This is a genomic window from Azonexus sp. (genome assembly GCF_049652925.1).
In the GTDB taxonomy this organism is placed as follows: Bacteria; Pseudomonadota; Gammaproteobacteria; order Burkholderiales; family Rhodocyclaceae; genus Azonexus.
On sequence record NZ_JBASFI010000012.1, the window covers coordinates 254,170 to 270,045 of the forward strand.

Genomic DNA, 15,876 nt, shown 5'->3' on the forward strand with positions numbered 1-15,876 from the left:
GAATTATCCAGGCAGCTTATTCCATCTCGCGAATCCGCGCCACCGCCTCTTCGACGCGTTTGACAGAGATGACTTCCATGCCGGAAATCGCCTGCTTGGGGCGGTTCGCTTCTGGTATGAGCGCCCGGGTGAAGCCGAGCTTGGCGGCTTCCTTCAAACGCTCCTGCCCGCGTGGTGCCGGGCGGATTTCGCCTGCCAGACCAACCTCACCAAACACTATAAGTTTCGACGGTAACGGTTTGTTTTTTAATGATGATGTTATTGATAACAACACGGCAAGATCGGCCGCCGGTTCGGTAATCTTGACGCCACCGACGGCATTGACGAAAACGTCCTGATCGAAGCAGACGATGCCGGCATGGCGGTGCAGCACCGCCAGCAGCATGGCCAGACGTTGCGGATCGAGGCCGACCGTGAGCCGCCGCGGGTTGCCGTGAGAGGTATCGACCAGCGCCTGAATTTCGACGAGCAGTGGCCGCGTGCCTTCCTGCGTCACCATCACGCAGGATCCGGCGACGTCCTGTCCGTGCTGTGACAGGAACAGCGCCGACGGATTGCTGACGCCTTTGAGACCGGTTTCCGTCATGGCAAAAACGCCAATTTCATTGACTGCGCCAAAGCGGTTCTTGACGGCGCGCACGAGCCGGAAACTCGAATGCGTGTCGCCCTCGAAATAGAGCACGGTATCGACGATGTGTTCGAGCACGCGCGGCCCGGCCAGGGCGCCCTCCTTCGTCACGTGACCAACGAGGATGACCGTGATGCCGGCCTGCTTGGCCAGCCGGGTCAGTTGTGCGGCGCATTCGCGGACCTGGGCGACCGAACCGGGAGCGCTGGAAAGCTGGTCGGACCACAGCGTCTGAATCGAGTCGATGACCGCAACGACTGGCTTTTCGGCCTGCAGCGTGGCCAGGATGCGTTCGAGATTGATCTCGGCCATCAGTTGCAGGCGCCGGGTGTCGAGGCCAAGGCGCCGGGCGCGCAGGGCCACCTGCTCGCCGGATTCCTCCCCGCTGACGTAGAGCACCTTTTTGTCGACCGACAGGTGAGCCAAGGCCTGCAGGAGCAGCGTGCTCTTGCCGATGCCTGGGTCGCCGCCGATCAGCACGACGGCGCCATTGACCAGCCCGCCGCCGAGTGCCCGGTCGAATTCGCCGACGCCGGTGGCGATCCGTTCAACTTCGCGCGCCTCGATTTCCGAGAGGTTCTGCAGCCTGACGGTTGGCGCCAGCGATTCGAAACGGCTGTTGGTCGGCGCCTTTTCAGCGACGGTTTCGACCAGCGTATTCCAGTCATTGCACCCCGGGCACTGGCCCTGCCATTTGGGGCTCGTGGCGCCGCACTCCGTGCAGCTATAAATTGTTTTGATTTTGGCCATTATTTCCGGTTGACCGTAGCAGTCTCGTCCAGGCTGACCGGGACGCGGGGCGCCACGGCGCAGAACAGTTCGTAGGCGATGGTGCCGGCAGCAGTGGCCACTTCATCGGCCGGCACGTTGCCGGCGATGCCCTCGCCCCACAAGGTGACCGGGGCGCCGATGCCGGCTTCGGGAATCTCGCTCAGGTCGCAGGCCATCATGTCCATCGAAACCCGGCCGACCGTTTTCGTGCGTTTCCCCATGACGGCAATCGGCGTGCCGCTTGGCGCGTGGCGTGGATAGCCGTCGGCATAGCCGCAGGCGATGACGCCGACGCGCATCGGCTTGTCGGCCGTGAAAGTGCCGCCGTAACCGACGCGGTCGCCGGCCACCAGATCCTGGACGCCGATGATGGCGCTTTCCAGCGTCATGGCCGGCTGCAAACCGAGCGACTCGGCGCTGACCCCGGCAAACGGGCTGGCACCATAGAGCATGATGCCCGGCCGCACCCAGTCGCCGTGCGTTGTCGGATGGCTCAGGATGGCAGCCGAGTTGGCTAGACTGACCGGGCCTGACCAGTCACCAGCCATCCGGCGAAAGCGCTCAAGTTGCTCAGTGACACCGCGCTCGCCATCGGCTTCGGCGAAATGGGTCATCAGCGTGACGTCCACCTGCGGCAGTTGCTGGAGGATTTCCCAGGCATTGCTCAGCGTTTGCGGCGTGAAACCCAGCCGGTTCATGCCGGTATTGAGCTTCAGATATAGCGAGACGGGTGCCGTAAACTGGCCATTGCGCACGAGCAGTTCGAGTTGTTCGAGGCAATGAACGACGCAGGTCAGCCGGTGCTCGATGACGGCCCGCACATCACGGGCGCTGAACACGCCTTCGAGGAGCAGGATGGGCTGGGTGACGCCGGCTTCGCGCAGGGCAACGGCATTTTCGCATTCAAGCAGGGCAAAGCCGTCGGCTTCGCTGCGCAGCGCTTCGACAGCCCGCCATTGACCGTGGCCGTAGGCGTTGGCCTTGACGACAGCCCAGGCTTTGGCCTGCGGGGCATGACTTTTGGCCAGGCGGTAGTTATTTAGGATCGCCGTCGGCGCGATGCGCGCACGAATGGGACGCGAGGTTTTCATGAAGCCATTTCTTTCAGTTTGGTTCGGGTAAATTCAATGAAGGTTCCGGTCAGCCGCGACTGGAAGCGATCTTGTTGAAAAACCAGGTAGAGACTGCGTTTGAGCGGTGGATCGAGCCGGATGGCAAGCAGTTCGCCAAGCTGGATTTCCTTGGCAACAACGGCTTTCGGCACGATGGCGAAACCGAGGCCGGTCGACACGACGCCTTTCAGCGACTCCGGACTGCCCAGTTCCATCTGCGTCTTGAGGCTGGCCGGCGGCACCTTGTGCGCGAGGAAATAGGCGTCGGTGATTTCCCGCGTGCCCGAGCCCGGCTCGCGCGAAATATATTCATAGTCGGCGAGCGCTTTCGGCGTCACCGATTCCATGCCGGCCAGCGGGTAGTCGGGCGCGCAAATGACCAGCAATTCGTCTTCGCAGCAGATCTGGCTGGTCAGGCTGGGGAGCTTGGCCGGCACTTCGATCAGCCCGACGTCAAGGGTATGTTCGGCGACCTGGCTCTCGATGCTTTCCGAGTTGGCGACAATGAGCCGGGCGCGGACCTGCGGGTAGGCCGCGTTGAATTCGCCCAGAACGCGCGGCAACATGAACTCGGCGATGGTCGTACTAGCCCCGACAAGCAAGGGGCCGCGCATTTCGCCGGTCATTTCGGACAGCCGTGTCTCGATTTCATCCGACAGCGCGAGGATCCTTTCAGCGTAGGAGAGCACCAATTCGCCGGCCGGCGTCAGCGAAATGCCGCCGTGCCGCCGCTCGAACAGGCGCGTGCCGTACTGCTCTTCCAGTTGCTTGATCTGGAAGGTAACGGCCGGCTGCGTCATGAACAAGGCGTCGGCCGCCCGCGTAAAGCTCAGATGTTTTGCGACGGCATGAAAGACCTGCAAGCGCCGGTCAGCCATGATTTCTCTCCTGGAGGGGTGCGGCCGATATTCAATCACATTCCGCCGCGCTTCCGGCGGACAACTTCAATTTCGGGCCAAATTTCCAGTTGACCGTGGAAGTGTCGAAATAGCAGCTGCGCATTCGACATTGACCGACTGTCATCAAGCCTTAACCGGCTCTACATAGGCTTGAATGATTTGACCGGGGCTAGCGCAACGATGCATAACGGCGACGATCGCGCAAGCCTTGCGCCGAATTCTCAGCGTGGTATAAACCTCGCCCAAAGTCATATAAGAGACAAATATTTCGTGCCGTTCGGCTTCTACATCATCATGGCCGCGCAGTTTTTTTCCGCGCTGGCCGACAACGCCCTGCTGATTGCCGCCATCGCCGCGCTGCGCGAGATGCAGGCGCCGTCGGAATACGAACCGCTGCTCAAGACCTTCTTCACCGTTTCCTACGTCGTGCTCGCCGCCTTCGTTGGCGCCTTTGCCGACTCGATGCCCAAGGGCCGGGTCATGCTGATCAGCAACGGCATCAAGATCATCGGCTGCAGCATGATGTTCTTCGGCGCCCATCCGCTGCTCGCCTATGCCGTCGTCGGGCTTGGCGCCGCCGCCTATTCGCCCGCCAAGTACGGCATCCTGACCGAATACCTGCCGCACCGCCTGCTCGTCGTCGCCAACGGCTGGATCGAAGGATTGACGGTCGGCGCCATCATCCTCGGCGTCGTCATCGGCGGCACCCTGATCCGCCCGGAGATAGCCCAGCACCTTCTGTCCTTCGACTTCCCGGTCATCGACACCGGCGTCGACAGCATTGGCGAAATGGCACTGTCGGTCGTTGCCGTGCTCTACATTCTGGCCGCCGTGTTCAATCTTTACATTCCCGACACCGGCGTCGACCACAAGGCGCTCAAAAAGAACCCGATCTTCCTAATCCACGAATTCAATCATTGCCTGTCGCTGCTCTGGCGCGACCGTCTCGGCCAGATCTCGCTGGCCGTCACCACGCTGTTCTGGGGCGCTGGCGCAACGCTGCAATTCATCGTCATCAAATGGTCGGAAACCGCGCTTGGCCTTGGCCTGTCCAAGGCCTCGATGCTCCAGGGCGTCGTCGCCGTCGGCGTGGCGATTGGCGCTATTGCCGCCGCCAAGTACATCACCCTGCGCAAGTCGGTGCGCGTCATCCCGCTCGGCATCGCCATGGGCCTCATCGTGCTGGTCATGAACTTCGTTCATGAAATATGGCTGGCCGTGCCGCTGCTCATCCTGATCGGCGGCCTGTCCGGCTTCTTCGTCGTGCCGATGAACGCCCTGCTCCAGCACCGCGGCCACATCCTGATGGGCGCCGGCCACTCGATTGCCGTGCAGAATTTCAACGAAAACATCTCGATCCTGATCATGACCGGGCTGTACTACTTGATGGTCAAGATGGATCTGTCGATCTACTGGGTGGTCACCCTGTTCGGGCTGTTCGTCAGCGGCCTCATGTACGTCATCCGGCTGCGCCACATCGAGAACCAGAAACAGCAGGACGACGTCCAGCATCTGGACGATTCGCCGTTTCACTGAGACCAGTTGGCTGGTTTGCTACGGTCAACCGGAAAAAACGGCCAAAAATGAAATCCGCGGAAACCGCCTAAAACGGCAGTTCGGGCGCAGCCGCCTCGCGCAGCAGGCGACGGGCGAAGAGCAAATCTTCCCAGGCCTTGGCCTTGTCCGGCAAATTGCGCAGCAGATAAGCCGGGTGATAGGTCACCACCATTGGAATCCCCGCGTATTCGTAACGCTTGCCACGCAGCGAGGCCAGTGACTTGTCGTCGTGCAGCACGGCATGGACGGCCGCCTTGCCGAGCAACACAATGATCTTCGGCTTGAGCAGCGCGATCTGGCGTTCCAGATACGGCCAGCAGGCGGCCATTTCGGCAGCCTCCGGCGTCCGGTTGCCAGGTGGCCGGCATTTGACCGCATTGGAGATATAAACCCGGTCGCCGCGCGCGATATCGAGCGAGGCGAGCATGGCATCAAGCAGCTTGCCGGCCTGGCCGACAAAAGGTTCTCCCTTGACGTCCTCCTCGGCCCCCGGACCTTCGCCGATAAACAGCCAGTCCGGATTGAGATCGCCGACACCAAGCACAGCCTGTTTCCGTTGCTCACAGAGTTGGCAAGCACGGCATTCGGCGACCTGTTTGGCCAACTCCGGCCAGTTCAAGTTGTCGACCGGCGCCATCCGATGCAGTGCAACAGAGGGCGCCGGCCTGGCTGCCGGGGCTGGTTCGGGCGCGACGGCAGGAGTCTGTACCGGTGCCAGCCTACTGGCTTCCGGTTCCGCCACGGCCTCCTCACGCACCTCCACAGCCGGAGCGCCTGGCGCTGTATCGCGCAACACCCAGATCGGCGTAATGCCCATCTCCACCAGCATCTGCTCGCGGCCAAGACTCATGCCAATTCCTTGTCAAAAATCAGCGCATCTTCGCGCCCGATCACTGCCGGATAATAGCCTTTGCGCAGGCCGATCTGGTGGAATCCGAAATGGCGATAGAGCTCGACGGCCCGCTCGTTGGAGGGGCGGACTTCGAGAAACAGCTTGCTGGCGCCACCGAGCCGGGCGCACTCCATGGCATGGCGCAGCATCCGCGCGCCGTAGCCCTGCCCCTGGTAACGCTTGCAGACGCCAATGGTCAGCAGGTGCGCCTCATCGATGACGCGCATGACCACCGAAAAACCAATCAGCTCGCCGCCCACACGCAGCACCCAGACGCTGTAGCCGGCCGTCAGCGAATCAGCGAAATTGCCGCGCGACCACGGAAAGGTTTGCAGCGTGGCTTCGAGGGCCGCCACCGCATCAAGATCACGCTCGTTCATCGGAAAAAACTCGGGCGGAATGTTCAAGGCGCTCAATTGAGGTTTCAAGGTTTAAGCCCGCCCGCCTTCGCTGAGTCGTTCTGCCACCGTCTTGGCGACCTTGTCGCGGATGTAGAGCGGCACAGCCAGCGCGGCATCGATGCCTTCGCCACGGGCGGCGCGCGGTGCTGCCAGGCGGGCCACCGTGGCAGCCGTCGGCAAGATATCCGCTTGTACGGCGATGCCGGCCGCGCTCAGGCGCTCAGCAAGGACAGGATAGGCGGCGATGGCATTGCCGCAGGCGATCCAGCCCGGCTCGGTGGGCAGCGACACGGCATCCGGCGCCGAGACGCGAATTTCGCCAAGCAAGCGATAAGTACCGTCGATAAGTTGATAGCTACCCGAATAAACCTCACCCATCCGCGCATCAAGCAAGGCCAGCACGCGCTCGGCGCCGGCCAGCGCCGCCATCGTCTCGAGACTGGTTACTGGAATCAGCGGCCGATTGGTCGCCACCGCCAGGCCCTGCGCCGCACCGCAGGCAACGCGCAGCCCGGTAAAGGCGCCGGGGCCAACACCGAAGGCAATCACGTCAAGTTGTCCGACCTTCACGCCGGCTTCGGCCAGCAGTTCGCGGACCAGCGGCAACAGCGTTTCGGAGTGCGACTTGCCCACCGGGCAGGTGCGTTCAGCCACCACGCCGTCGCGCCAGAGCGCGCAGGAGCCAAGTTCAGTTGAAGTTTCGAGAGCGAGGATCAGCATGGGCCGGCATTTTACCGGAGGCGCCGCCGGCTCGGGACTCAATCTCGGCGCCAGCCCCGGCCCTCGCCCCGACGTTCGCGTTGCTCGCCCCAGCCGCGTTGCTCACGCTGATCCTGCCACGTGCGCTGCTCGCGCATTTCGTCGCGCAGGCGGCGGCGGTCTTCCGGCGGCACATCGCGCCAGCGCGGTGCGCCTTCCTCGCGACGTATTTCGCGTTCCTGCTGCCAGTGTTCGCGCATCTGCTGGCGCAGCTGGCGCCGGTCTTCCGGCGGCAGGTCGCGCCAGTTGCCTTGCTGCGCCCAGACGCCACCGGCCGAGCCAAGGAGGCTCAGCAGCAACAGCGAAAGGGCGAGAAGACGTTTCATGGCACTCAGTACGACACGGATTTCAGATGTCACCATTGTCCATCTGGCGACGCAGGGCAAACGCTTCAAAATGTAAGAATATGTTTCCCGGCCGACCCCTGCAAAAGCTTGTTACCATTTACCGCGTTCCATTCACTGTCCGCCCTTATCCTTGCCAGCATGAACGAACAACAACACCAACACATCCTTGTCGTCGACGACGACGCCCGCCTGCGTGACCTGCTCACCCGCTACCTTGGCGAGCAGGGTTTCGAGGTCAAGGCTGCTGCCGACGGCCAGCAGATGGACAAGCTGCGCGCCCGCGAACATTACCATCTGATCGTTCTCGACCTCATGATGCCCGGTGAAGATGGCCTGACCATCTGCCGCCGACTGCGCGGCCAGGGGGACCGGACGCCGATCATCATGCTGACCGCCAAAGGCGACGAGATCGACCGCATCGTCGGCCTCGAAATGGGCGCCGACGACTACCTGCCCAAACCCTTCAACCCGCGCGAACTGCTCGCCCGCATCCACGCCGTCTTGCGCCGCCAGGGCAGCAAGCCGCCAGGCGCACCGGAAGACGACCAGGAAAAGATCACCTTCGGCAACATCGAAGTCGATCTCTCCGCCCGCACGCTGACCCGTGGCAATGAACTGCAAGCCCTGACGACCGGCGAATTTGCCGTCCTCAAGGTTCTGCTCCAGCACCCGCGCCAGCCGTTATCACGCGACAAACTCATGACGCTGGCCCGCGGTCGCGAACAAGGCCCCTTCGACCGCGCCATCGACGTCCAGGTATCTCGTCTGCGCAAGCTGATCGAAGCCGATCCGGCCCAGCCGCGTTACCTGCAAACGGTCTGGGGCTTCGGCTACGTCTTCGTGCCGGACGGCGCCGCCAAGGAATAGTCCGGGTGCTGATGCCACGCACGCTGCTGGCGCGCACCTTCCTGCTGCTCGCCATGCTCGTGCTGCTGACCACGGCGGGCTGGCTCAGCCTGTTTAGTCATATCGATGCAGAGCCGCGGGCGCGGGAAACTGCCCAGTTGGCGGCTTCGGCCGTCAACCTGATCCGCGCCTCGCTGTTTGCTGCAGCACCGGCGAAGCGTCTGGGTCTGTTCACCGAATTCTCGACGCGCGAAGGCATTCGCCTGCTGCCGGCGGAACCGGAAGACAAAATCGAGGCGATGCCCGATTCGCGCTTTTTCCGGCTCGTGCAAGGCGAGCTAAACGCTCGCCTGGGCGATCACACACGGATTGCCGCCAGCGTCGACGGGGTTCCCGGCTTCTGGGTCAGTTTCCGCCTCGACGATGCCGATGATGAAGAATACTGGCTGGTCCTGCCCCGCGACCGCGCTGCCCGCGACTTCGCCAGCCACTGGCTGGCCTGGGGCCTGCTCGCTGTAGCCCTGGCCCTGGCGGTGGCCTGGCTGATCGCCTCGCGCATCAGCCGGCCGCTCAAGGCCATGGCCAAGTCGGCCGAGACGGTCGGTCGCGGCCAGAAGCCAGCGCCGCTGCCCGAGGATGGCGCAGAGGAACTCAGCCGTCTGGCCGTCGCCTTCAACACCATGGCAGCCGATCTCGAACGCCATGAAAAGGACAGATCGGAAGTACTGGCCGGCATCTCGCATGATCTGCGCACCCCCCTCACCCGGCTGCGTCTGGAAGCCGAAATGAGTGTCGCCGACAGCGCCCGTCAGGCTGTGGTGGCCGACATCGAACAGATGGAGGCGGTGATTTCCCAGTTCATGGACTACGCCCGGACGGAATCCGGCGAGGCAGCGGTGGCGACCGATCTCGGCGCCCTGCTCTCCGACCTGGCCGAACGCCAGCGCTGCGTTGGCCACGCACTGACCTCAGCAATTCAGCCCCTGCCCGAAACGGTGCTGCGGCCGAAGGCGATCACCCGTGCCGTCACCAACCTGATCGACAACGCCGTCAAATACGGCGGCGGCGAGATTACGCTGACCGCTGCCACGGTCAACGGGGAAATTTGCATAGAAATCAGTGATCGCGGTCCGGGTGTGCCGGAAACGGAAATCGAGCGCCTCAAACGCCCCTTCACCCGGCTAGAGAATGCCCGCACCGATGCGACGGGGACCGGGCTCGGACTGGCCATCGTCGAGCGAATCGCCAGGCTGCACGACGGTCACCTCGATCTGCTGCCCAACCCCGACCCCGGCGGCGGCCTGCTCGTTCGCCTGGTGCTGCCGATCAGGCGCTGAGGCCTGCCGACAGCGGGAATTCGTCGATGATCTGGTAGGACGAGCCGAGCTCGGTCAGGGTCGAACGAACCAGCACAAAACGATCGTTGCGCCAGGTCAGCGGTTCAATCGACGGGAGCGGGCGGTTTCCGGACGGCGCAGTAGCCTCCGGTACGCGGCGGACCACCGTAATGTGCGGGGCAAAATCGCGGCCTTCGCCACCGACCCTGAACCCAGCCCGCGCAAGTGACTTGCGCAACTGGCTGGAAAGCCCATTCAGCTGGGCAGACGGCGCTTGACAGCCGGCCCACAGCAAGTGGTTGTGCGGCCAGAAGCCAAGCTGGTCGACTTTGATGGCGAATGGCTCGCCGCCAACGTTGGCGGCGGCAATTGACAGCTCAGGCAGACGCGCTTCCGGAACGTTGCCGAGGAAGGCCAGCGTCAGGTGAATGGTGTCGCGGCGGGTAGCGCGGCCGCCGAAGGCTAGGGCACTATCGTGGGCGATGTCGCCGAGACGATCGGCCACTTCCGGCGTTGGCCAGAGGGCGAAGAAAACTCTGGCCGTGGCCGGTTTGGGTTGTTTCTGGGTTCGGCGCTCAGCCGACACGTTCAACCAGCGCAATGGCCTGCGCCTCGATGGCTTCTTCCCGGCCGAGATAGCCGAGGCGTTCGTTGGTCTTGCCCTTGATATTGACGCAGTCGGCCGGAATGCCGAGGTCGGCGGCAACGTTGGCGACCATCGCCGCGGCGTGTGGGGCGAGCTTGGGTTGCTGGGCGATCAGCGTCGCATCGACGTTGACCGGCCGCCAACCGCATTCAGCCAGCAGGGCAACGGCAGCGCGGAGCAGGACGCGGCTGTCGGCACCCTTGTAGCGCGGGTCGGTGTCGGGAAAATGGCGACCGATGTCGCCGAGCGCGACGGCGCCGAGCAATGCATCGGTGATGGCGTGAAGCAGCGCGTCAGCGTCGGAATGGCCGAGCAGGCCGGTCGCATGCGGAATTTCAACACCACCGAGAATCAGTTTGCGGCCTTCGACCAGCTTGTGCACATCGTAGCCCTGCCCGACGCGGAAATTCATTTGCGTGTCCTCAGTATCATCGCAGCCAAGGCGAGATCGGCCGGATAGGTGACTTTCAGATTGGTTGTATCGCCGCGCACCAGCTTCGGCTTGAGGCCCATGGCCTCGATGGCGCCGGCTTCGTCGGTAACGGCCATTTCATTTTTGAGGGATTTTTCCAGTTGACCGTAGCGAAACATCTGCGGCGTCTGCGCCTGCCACAAACCATCGCGCGGCTCGGTGGCGGCGACGCGCTGTTCGGCATCGGCCCGCTTGATGGTGTCGGCAACCGGTACGGCGAGGATGCCGCCGACCGGATCGTCGGCCAATTCGGCAAACAGGGCTTCGAGCATGGCTGCCGACAGGCAGGGCCGCGCCGCATCGTGTACGAGAATCCAGTCATCGTCGGCGGCGACCATCGCCGCCGCGCGCAGGCCATTGCTCACGCTCTCCGCCCGTGTTGCCCCGCCGCAGCGCACGGTTTCGAGCTTGGCACCGAGTTCGCTCCAGTCGTAACGCGGCCACCACGGGTCATCCGGCGCCAGCACGACCCACACCCGTTCGATATCCGGGCAGGCGGTCAAAGCCTTCAAAGTATGGAAAATCAGTGGGCGACCGAGCAGGTCGAGGTACTGTTTCGGCTTCTCACTACCGAAGCGGGAACCGCTGCCGGCAGCGGGAACGATTGCGTAATGGCGTGGCATGACTTAATTTTACTTAAGAACCATCGCAAAAGAGGATTCGTATGACTTTCGTGGTCCCGGAACTGGCTGCACCCGTCGAGGCTTTTGCCACGGCGCTCGGTATCGGGCTGCTCATTGGCATGGAGCGCGAACGGCGTCCGGATGCCTCGGCAGGCCTGCGCACCTTCGCCCTGGTCGCCATGCTCGGATGCCTCTTTGCGCTGCTCGGCGAGAAAAGCGGTGGCCCCTGGCTGCTCGTCGCAGGACTGCTTGTCATCTCGGGCAGCATGATCGCCTCCAACTTTTCAGCCCAGCAGGAAGAACAATATCGCGGCTTCACCTCCGAAGCGGCCATCATCATCACCTACGGGCTGGGCGCCGCCGTCTGGTTCGGCTATTCGACGCTGGCCGTCATGCTCGCCATCACGACGACCGTACTCCTTTATTTCAAGGCCGAACTCCGCCAGTTCAGCGAACGGACGACGCCCAAGGACATCAACTCCATCCTGCAGTTCGCCGTGCTCTCGCTGGTCATCCTGCCCATTTTGCCGAGCGAGGATTTCGGGCCGTACAACGCGATCAACCCGCGCCAGGTCTGGTACATGGTCGTGCTGATCTCCGGTCTGGCCCTGGCTGGCTATCTGGCGCTGCGCATCGTCGGCGCCCGCCACGGCGCGGCGCTGCTCGGCATTTTCGGCGGTCTGGCTTCGTCGACCGCAACAACCATGATGTTTTCGCGCCACGCCCGCGACCATGCCGACCTGACCCACATGTCGGCCATCGTCATCCTGATCGCCAACGTCATGGTGATGATCCGCCTGTGGCTGGTCGCCAGCGTCGTAGCCCCCGGCCTGGCAAGCCCGATTGCCATCGTTTTCGCCTGCGGCATCGTGCCCGGCGTGGTGATGTCGTTGTACGGCTGGAAGGTGCTCAGCGATGCCGGTCCGCTGCCCATGCCGGAAGTCAAGAATCCGACTGAAATGCGTACCGCCATTTCCTTCGGTCTGCTCTACGCCCTCGTGGTCCTTGCCTCAGCCTGGCTGCAGGACATTGCCGGCAGCAGCGGCCTGTACATCGTAGCGCTCGTTTCGGGTCTGACCGATGCCGACGCCAGCGTCCTGTCCACCTTGCGCATGTTCAATCTCGACAAGGTAGTCAGCGGCGACGCCGTCTTCGCCGTCACACTGGCGCTGCTTGCCAACCTGGTCTTCAAGATCGGGCTGGTCGTCAGCATCGGCGGCAGCAAGCTGGCCCGCCATGCCCTGCCCGGCCTGTTCGCCATCGGTGGCGGCATGTTGGCCGGGCTGATGATCATTTGAGGAGTCGACCATGATCAACACCCGTCCTCCCGCTGTCGCCGGCGCCTTTTATCCCGGTGACCCGAACACGCTCTCGAACACCGTCGATGAACTGCTCGCCGACGCAAAAGCCCCTCCAGACGGCCAGCCCAAGGCCCTGATCGTGCCCCACGCCGGCTACGTCTATTCCGGTTCGACAGCGGCCACGGCCTACGCCACGCTGGCCCCGTGGGCGACGACAATTCGTCGGGTCATTCTGCTCGGCCCGACCCACCGCGTTGCCGTCGAAGGTATTGCCCTGCCCGAGGCCGAGGCGTTTTCGACGCCGCTCGGCAGCATCCGGCTCGACGCCCAGGCCATCGCCAGCATCGCCGACCTGCCGCAGATCGTTTTCAGCGATCACGTTCACGCCTTCGAACATTCGCTGGAGGTGCACCTGCCTTTCCTGCAGCGCGTCCTCGAGCATTTCACGCTGGTCCCGCTGGCGGTCGGTCACGCCTCGCCGGAGGCTGTGGCCGAAGTCCTCGACCTGCTGTGGGGTGGTCCGGAAACACTGATCGTCGTCAGTTCCGACCTGTCGCACTTCCTGCCCTACGCCACTGCCCAGCGGGTAGATAGCGATACCTGCCGCCATATCGCGCAGTTCGACACCCACATCCACCCGGAACAAGCCTGCGGCGCCTATCCGATCAACGGCCTGCTGCTCGCTGCCCAGCAGCGCGGACTGAAGCCAACGCTGCTCGGTCTGTGCAATTCGGGCGATACGGCTGGTGACAGAAGTCGTGTCGTCGGCTATGCCGCTTTTTCCTTTACCGAGGCCAACCATCATGTCTGAGCTTGGCACAACCCTGCTGACCCTGGCCCGCAATGCCATCGCCGCCCGCCTTGGCGAGGCGCAAAGCCTGACCGACGACTGCCCGGAACTGCACAAACACGGCGCCACCTTCGTCACGCTGACCCAGCGTGACGCCCTGCGTGGCTGCATCGGCAGCCTCGAAGCCTGGCGGCCACTGGCTCAGGACGTTCAGGAAAACGCCATCGCCGCCGCCTTTCGCGACCCCCGATTCGAGCCGCTGACGGCCGATGAGTTGCCGATCACCCGCGTCGAAGTCTCGCTGCTGACACCGGCCGAGGCGATATTTTTTACCAGCGAAGCTGATGCCCTGGCCCAGCTTCGCCCTGAGATCGATGGCGTGATCTTCACCGCCGGCCATCGCCGGTCGACTTTCCTGCCGCAGGTCTGGGAACAATTGCCCGGTCCGGCCAGCTTCATGGCCCACCTCAAGCAAAAGGCCGGGCTGCCGGCCAATTACTGGGGCTCCGATGTCCACCTCGAACGCTACACCGTCAAGAAATGGAAGGAATCAATATCATGAATCCAGCCGAATCCTTGTTCCCCGGCCGCTGGTGGCACGCCCTGCCCAATGGTCGCATCCAGTGCGACCTGTGCCCGCGTGACTGCCAACTGCACGAAGGCCAGCGCGGCGCCTGCTTTGTCCGCCAGATGGTTAACGGTGCCATGCAGTTGACGACCTATGGCCGCTCCTCGGGCTTCTGCATCGACCCCGTCGAGAAAAAGCCGCTCAACCACTTTTACCCGGGCAGCAGCATCCTGTCCTTCGGTACCGCCGGCTGCAATCTGGCCTGCAAGTTCTGCCAGAACTGGGACATTTCCAAGTCGAAGGACATGGACCGCCTGATGGATGCAGCCAGCCCTCAGATGATCGCGGCAGCCGCCCGCCGCTACGGCGCCGATGCCGTCGCCTACACCTACAACGACCCGGTCATTTTCGCCGAGTACGCCATCGACACCGCGCTCGCCTGCCGCGAACAGGGCATCCGCAACGTTGCCGTCACCGCCGGCTACATCCATCCGCAACCGGCCCGCGAGCTGTTCGCCGTGATGGATGCTGCCAATGTCGATCTCAAAGCGTTTACCGAGAGTTTTTATCACAAGCTCTGTGTCGGCCACCTGCAACCGGTGCTCGACATCCTGGCCTACATCCACCACGAAACCGACTGCTGGCTGGAAATCACCACCCTGCTCATCCCCGGCCAGAACGACAGCGCGCAGGAAATCAATGAACTGAGCACCTGGGTCGCCCGCGAACTCGGGCCGGATGTACCGCTGCATTTCTCCGCCTTCCACCCCGACTGGAAGATGGGTGACATACCGCCGACACCGCCGGCGACGCTCATCCAGGCTCGACGCATTGCACTTGACGCCGGCCTGCACCACGTTTTCACCGGCAACGTGCACGACCCGGAAGGCGGCACCACCTTCTGCCCAAGTTGCCACGCTGCGCTGATCGTTCGCGACTGGTACGACATCCAGCGCTACGACCTGACGCCGGAAGGCCGTTGCCCGCATTGCCAGACCTCCATCGCCGGCCGCTTCAGCAAGACGCTTGGCCGCGACGGCAAGGCCTTCGGCCCGAACCGCATTCCCGTCCATCTCTCGGCATGAACCGTTTCATCACGCTGCAAACTCCGCACGGCTCGCTGCACGGCCAGCTGAATCTGCCCGACAACCCGCGCGGCTTGGTCGTGATCGCCCGCGCCCATCATGCGGCCGAGGATGCGGCCATTTCGTCATCGTTCGCCGAATTCGGCTGCGCCACCTTGACCATGGAACTGCTGACGGCCCAAGAGGTGCAATTTCCCGACGCCACGCAAAACGTGCCGCGCTTGACCCAGCGCCTGATCGACATCCTCGACATGACCCGCAAGGACGGCGACATGGAGGCCTTGCCGCTCGCCATTTTTACCAGTGGAGACGTCGCCCCGGCCGCCATCCGCGCCGCCGCCCAGCGCGATAGGCTGGTCAGGGCGGTCGCCTGCCATGGCGGCCTGATCGACCGGGCCGGCGCTCAGGCACTCGACCTGCTCGTCGCACCACTGCTTCTGCTCCTGGAGACAGATGACCTGGTTGGCAAGACGGCCTACCAACGGGCGACATCACATCTTGGCGGTGGTCACGCCATGCAGCTTGTGAAAATCGGCGAAGACCCGGCCGCACTCGCCGCGACTTGGTTTTTGGGGCATTTTTCCGGTTGACCGTGGAATCCGGTCATGGCGATGGCATTTGGCCACATCCCGACTAGACTGAGTATGTACTCAATTATTCGGGAGACTCCGATGTCCTTCTTTGATTCCCCACTAGCTCGTTGCGAAGCCGTCCGCCAAATGGTTCTGACCGATGAAACCCAGGCTGAATGCGCTCGCGAACATGACTGTCCGCCCGGCTTCAAGTGCCCGTTGTGCGGCTATTTCACTGAATCCAGCGGGATCAGTGAAGAAGACAGTTTG

The 15,876-nt window shown here is 63.1% G+C and carries 18 protein-coding genes; 8 read left to right on the top strand and 10 right to left on the bottom strand.

Translation table 11 applies throughout. From position 1 onward, the window contains the following. Positions 1-16: 16 nt before the first annotated feature. The 3 genes from radA to WBK19_RS05335 are packed head-to-tail and all read right to left on the bottom strand — an operon-like array spanning position 17 to position 3,389. The gene (gene radA / locus WBK19_RS05325; protein WP_511287643.1) at positions 17-1,378 is read right to left on the bottom strand and encodes a DNA repair protein RadA; all 1,362 of its coding nucleotides are present in this window, start codon (positions 1,376-1,378) and stop codon (positions 17-19) included. Next, positions 1,378-2,490: an alanine racemase gene (alr, locus tag WBK19_RS05330; protein ID WP_511287645.1), complete on the bottom strand. Its 1,113-nt coding sequence runs from the start codon at positions 2,488-2,490 to the stop codon at positions 1,378-1,380. The genes radA and alr overlap by 1 nt, the downstream gene beginning before the upstream one ends. Then, on the bottom strand, positions 2,487-3,389 hold the full coding sequence (locus tag WBK19_RS05335; RefSeq protein ID WP_511287647.1) for a LysR family transcriptional regulator: 903 nt from the start codon (positions 3,387-3,389) through the stop codon (positions 2,487-2,489). Before WBK19_RS05335 ends, alr begins: the two co-directional genes overlap by 4 nt. Positions 3,390-3,680: 291 nt before the next feature. Here WBK19_RS05335 and lplT point away from each other — a divergent pair, with 291 nt between their 5' ends. After that, positions 3,681-4,946, top strand: coding sequence for a lysophospholipid transporter LplT (gene lplT / locus WBK19_RS05340; protein WP_511287649.1), 1,266 nt, complete (start codon positions 3,681-3,683; stop codon positions 4,944-4,946). 67 nt (positions 4,947-5,013) lie between these two features. Here lplT and WBK19_RS05345 read toward each other — a convergent pair whose 3' ends face one another. Genes WBK19_RS05345 through WBK19_RS05360 form a run of 4 tightly spaced genes read right to left on the bottom strand, consistent with a single transcriptional unit; the run spans position 5,014 to position 7,345 of the window. Then, positions 5,014-5,817, bottom strand: a complete 804-nt coding sequence (locus WBK19_RS05345; RefSeq protein WP_511287651.1) for a uracil-DNA glycosylase — start codon at positions 5,815-5,817, stop codon at positions 5,014-5,016. Continuing rightward, entirely contained in the window at positions 5,814-6,275 is a 462-nt protein-coding gene (gene rimI, locus WBK19_RS05350; protein ID WP_511287653.1) for a ribosomal protein S18-alanine N-acetyltransferase, read from the bottom strand. The genes WBK19_RS05345 and rimI overlap by 4 nt, the downstream gene beginning before the upstream one ends. A 15-nt stretch (positions 6,276-6,290) precedes the next feature. Then, the gene (gene tsaB / locus WBK19_RS05355; protein ID WP_511287655.1) at positions 6,291-6,980 is read right to left on the bottom strand and encodes a tRNA (adenosine(37)-N6)-threonylcarbamoyltransferase complex dimerization subunit type 1 TsaB; all 690 of its coding nucleotides are present in this window, start codon (positions 6,978-6,980) and stop codon (positions 6,291-6,293) included. A gap of 38 nt (positions 6,981-7,018) precedes the next feature. Next, a complete protein-coding gene (locus tag WBK19_RS05360; protein WP_511287657.1) occupies positions 7,019-7,345 on the bottom strand; it encodes a hypothetical protein in 327 nt (108 codons plus the stop codon). Positions 7,346-7,504: 159 nt separating this feature from the next. Between WBK19_RS05360 and ompR the strand changes: the two genes are divergently transcribed. After that, positions 7,505-8,233, top strand: coding sequence for an osmolarity response regulator transcription factor OmpR (ompR, locus tag WBK19_RS05365; protein WP_511287659.1), 729 nt, complete (start codon positions 7,505-7,507; stop codon positions 8,231-8,233). An 11-nt stretch (positions 8,234-8,244) separates the two neighbouring features. Next, entirely contained in the window at positions 8,245-9,549 is a 1,305-nt protein-coding gene (locus WBK19_RS05370; RefSeq protein WP_511287785.1) for an ATP-binding protein, read from the top strand. On the opposite strand, the gene thpR is transcribed toward WBK19_RS05370, so the two are convergent. From thpR to ispD, 3 genes are read right to left on the bottom strand one after another with little or no spacing between them, the layout of a single operon-like run. Next, positions 9,539-10,150 (bottom strand): RNA 2',3'-cyclic phosphodiesterase, encoded by a 612-nt coding sequence (thpR, locus tag WBK19_RS05375; protein WP_511287661.1) that lies wholly within the window; start codon positions 10,148-10,150, stop codon positions 9,539-9,541. The two genes, WBK19_RS05370 and thpR, sit on opposite strands and share 11 nt — an antisense overlap. After that, positions 10,125-10,607 (bottom strand): 2-C-methyl-D-erythritol 2,4-cyclodiphosphate synthase, encoded by a 483-nt coding sequence (gene ispF, locus WBK19_RS05380; protein WP_511287663.1) that lies wholly within the window; start codon positions 10,605-10,607, stop codon positions 10,125-10,127. The genes thpR and ispF overlap by 26 nt, the downstream gene beginning before the upstream one ends. Beyond that, entirely contained in the window at positions 10,604-11,290 is a 687-nt protein-coding gene (ispD, locus tag WBK19_RS05385) for a 2-C-methyl-D-erythritol 4-phosphate cytidylyltransferase (protein WP_511287665.1), read from the bottom strand. Before ispD ends, ispF begins: the two co-directional genes overlap by 4 nt. Positions 11,291-11,331: 41 nt before the next feature. On the opposite strand from ispD, the gene WBK19_RS05390 reads away from it, so the two are divergent. Genes WBK19_RS05390 through WBK19_RS05410 form a run of 5 tightly spaced genes read left to right on the top strand, consistent with a single transcriptional unit; the run spans position 11,332 to position 15,624 of the window. Further along, positions 11,332-12,588: an MgtC/SapB family protein gene (locus WBK19_RS05390; RefSeq protein ID WP_511287667.1), complete on the top strand. Its 1,257-nt coding sequence runs from the start codon at positions 11,332-11,334 to the stop codon at positions 12,586-12,588. Between the two features lie 10 nt (positions 12,589-12,598). After that, positions 12,599-13,402: an AmmeMemoRadiSam system protein B gene (gene amrB / locus WBK19_RS05395; RefSeq protein ID WP_511287669.1), complete on the top strand. Its 804-nt coding sequence runs from the start codon at positions 12,599-12,601 to the stop codon at positions 13,400-13,402. Further along, positions 13,395-13,943 carry an AmmeMemoRadiSam system protein A gene (gene amrA / locus WBK19_RS05400; protein WP_511287671.1) on the top strand — a complete coding sequence of 183 codons (549 nt, stop codon included), beginning with the start codon at positions 13,395-13,397 and terminating at the stop codon, positions 13,941-13,943. The genes amrB and amrA overlap by 8 nt, the downstream gene beginning before the upstream one ends. After that, the gene (gene amrS, locus WBK19_RS05405) at positions 13,940-15,034 is read left to right on the top strand and encodes an AmmeMemoRadiSam system radical SAM enzyme (RefSeq protein ID WP_511287673.1); all 1,095 of its coding nucleotides are present in this window, start codon (positions 13,940-13,942) and stop codon (positions 15,032-15,034) included. Before amrA ends, amrS begins: the two co-directional genes overlap by 4 nt. Then, a complete protein-coding gene (locus tag WBK19_RS05410) occupies positions 15,031-15,624 on the top strand; it encodes a hypothetical protein (RefSeq protein ID WP_511287675.1) in 594 nt (197 codons plus the stop codon). The genes amrS and WBK19_RS05410 overlap by 4 nt, the downstream gene beginning before the upstream one ends. The last annotated feature ends 252 nt before the right edge of the window (positions 15,625-15,876 follow it).

Coding starts and splice junctions, on each gene's coding strand:
- amrA (WP_511287671.1), top strand. CDS start 13,395: ATGTCTGAGCTTGGCACAACCCTGCTGACCCTGGCCCGCAATGCCATC.
- tsaB (WP_511287655.1), bottom strand. CDS start 6,980: ATGCTGATCCTCGCTCTCGAAACTTCAACTGAACTTGGCTCCTGCGCG.
- WBK19_RS05370 (WP_511287785.1), top strand. CDS start 8,245: ATGCCACGCACGCTGCTGGCGCGCACCTTCCTGCTGCTCGCCATGCTC.
- WBK19_RS05360 (WP_511287657.1), bottom strand. CDS start 7,345: ATGAAACGTCTTCTCGCCCTTTCGCTGTTGCTGCTGAGCCTCCTTGGC.
- ispD (WP_511287665.1), bottom strand. CDS start 11,290: ATGCCACGCCATTACGCAATCGTTCCCGCTGCCGGCAGCGGTTCCCGC.
- amrS (WP_511287673.1), top strand. CDS start 13,940: ATGAATCCAGCCGAATCCTTGTTCCCCGGCCGCTGGTGGCACGCCCTG.
- WBK19_RS05335 (WP_511287647.1), bottom strand. CDS start 3,389: ATGGCTGACCGGCGCTTGCAGGTCTTTCATGCCGTCGCAAAACATCTG.
- WBK19_RS05345 (WP_511287651.1), bottom strand. CDS start 5,817: ATGAGTCTTGGCCGCGAGCAGATGCTGGTGGAGATGGGCATTACGCCG.
- WBK19_RS05410 (WP_511287675.1), top strand. CDS start 15,031: ATGAACCGTTTCATCACGCTGCAAACTCCGCACGGCTCGCTGCACGGC.
- amrB (WP_511287669.1), top strand. CDS start 12,599: ATGATCAACACCCGTCCTCCCGCTGTCGCCGGCGCCTTTTATCCCGGT.
- ispF (WP_511287663.1), bottom strand. CDS start 10,607: ATGAATTTCCGCGTCGGGCAGGGCTACGATGTGCACAAGCTGGTCGAA.
- alr (WP_511287645.1), bottom strand. CDS start 2,490: ATGAAAACCTCGCGTCCCATTCGTGCGCGCATCGCGCCGACGGCGATC.
- ompR (WP_511287659.1), top strand. CDS start 7,505: ATGAACGAACAACAACACCAACACATCCTTGTCGTCGACGACGACGCC.
- radA (WP_511287643.1), bottom strand. CDS start 1,378: ATGGCCAAAATCAAAACAATTTATAGCTGCACGGAGTGCGGCGCCACG.
- WBK19_RS05390 (WP_511287667.1), top strand. CDS start 11,332: ATGACTTTCGTGGTCCCGGAACTGGCTGCACCCGTCGAGGCTTTTGCC.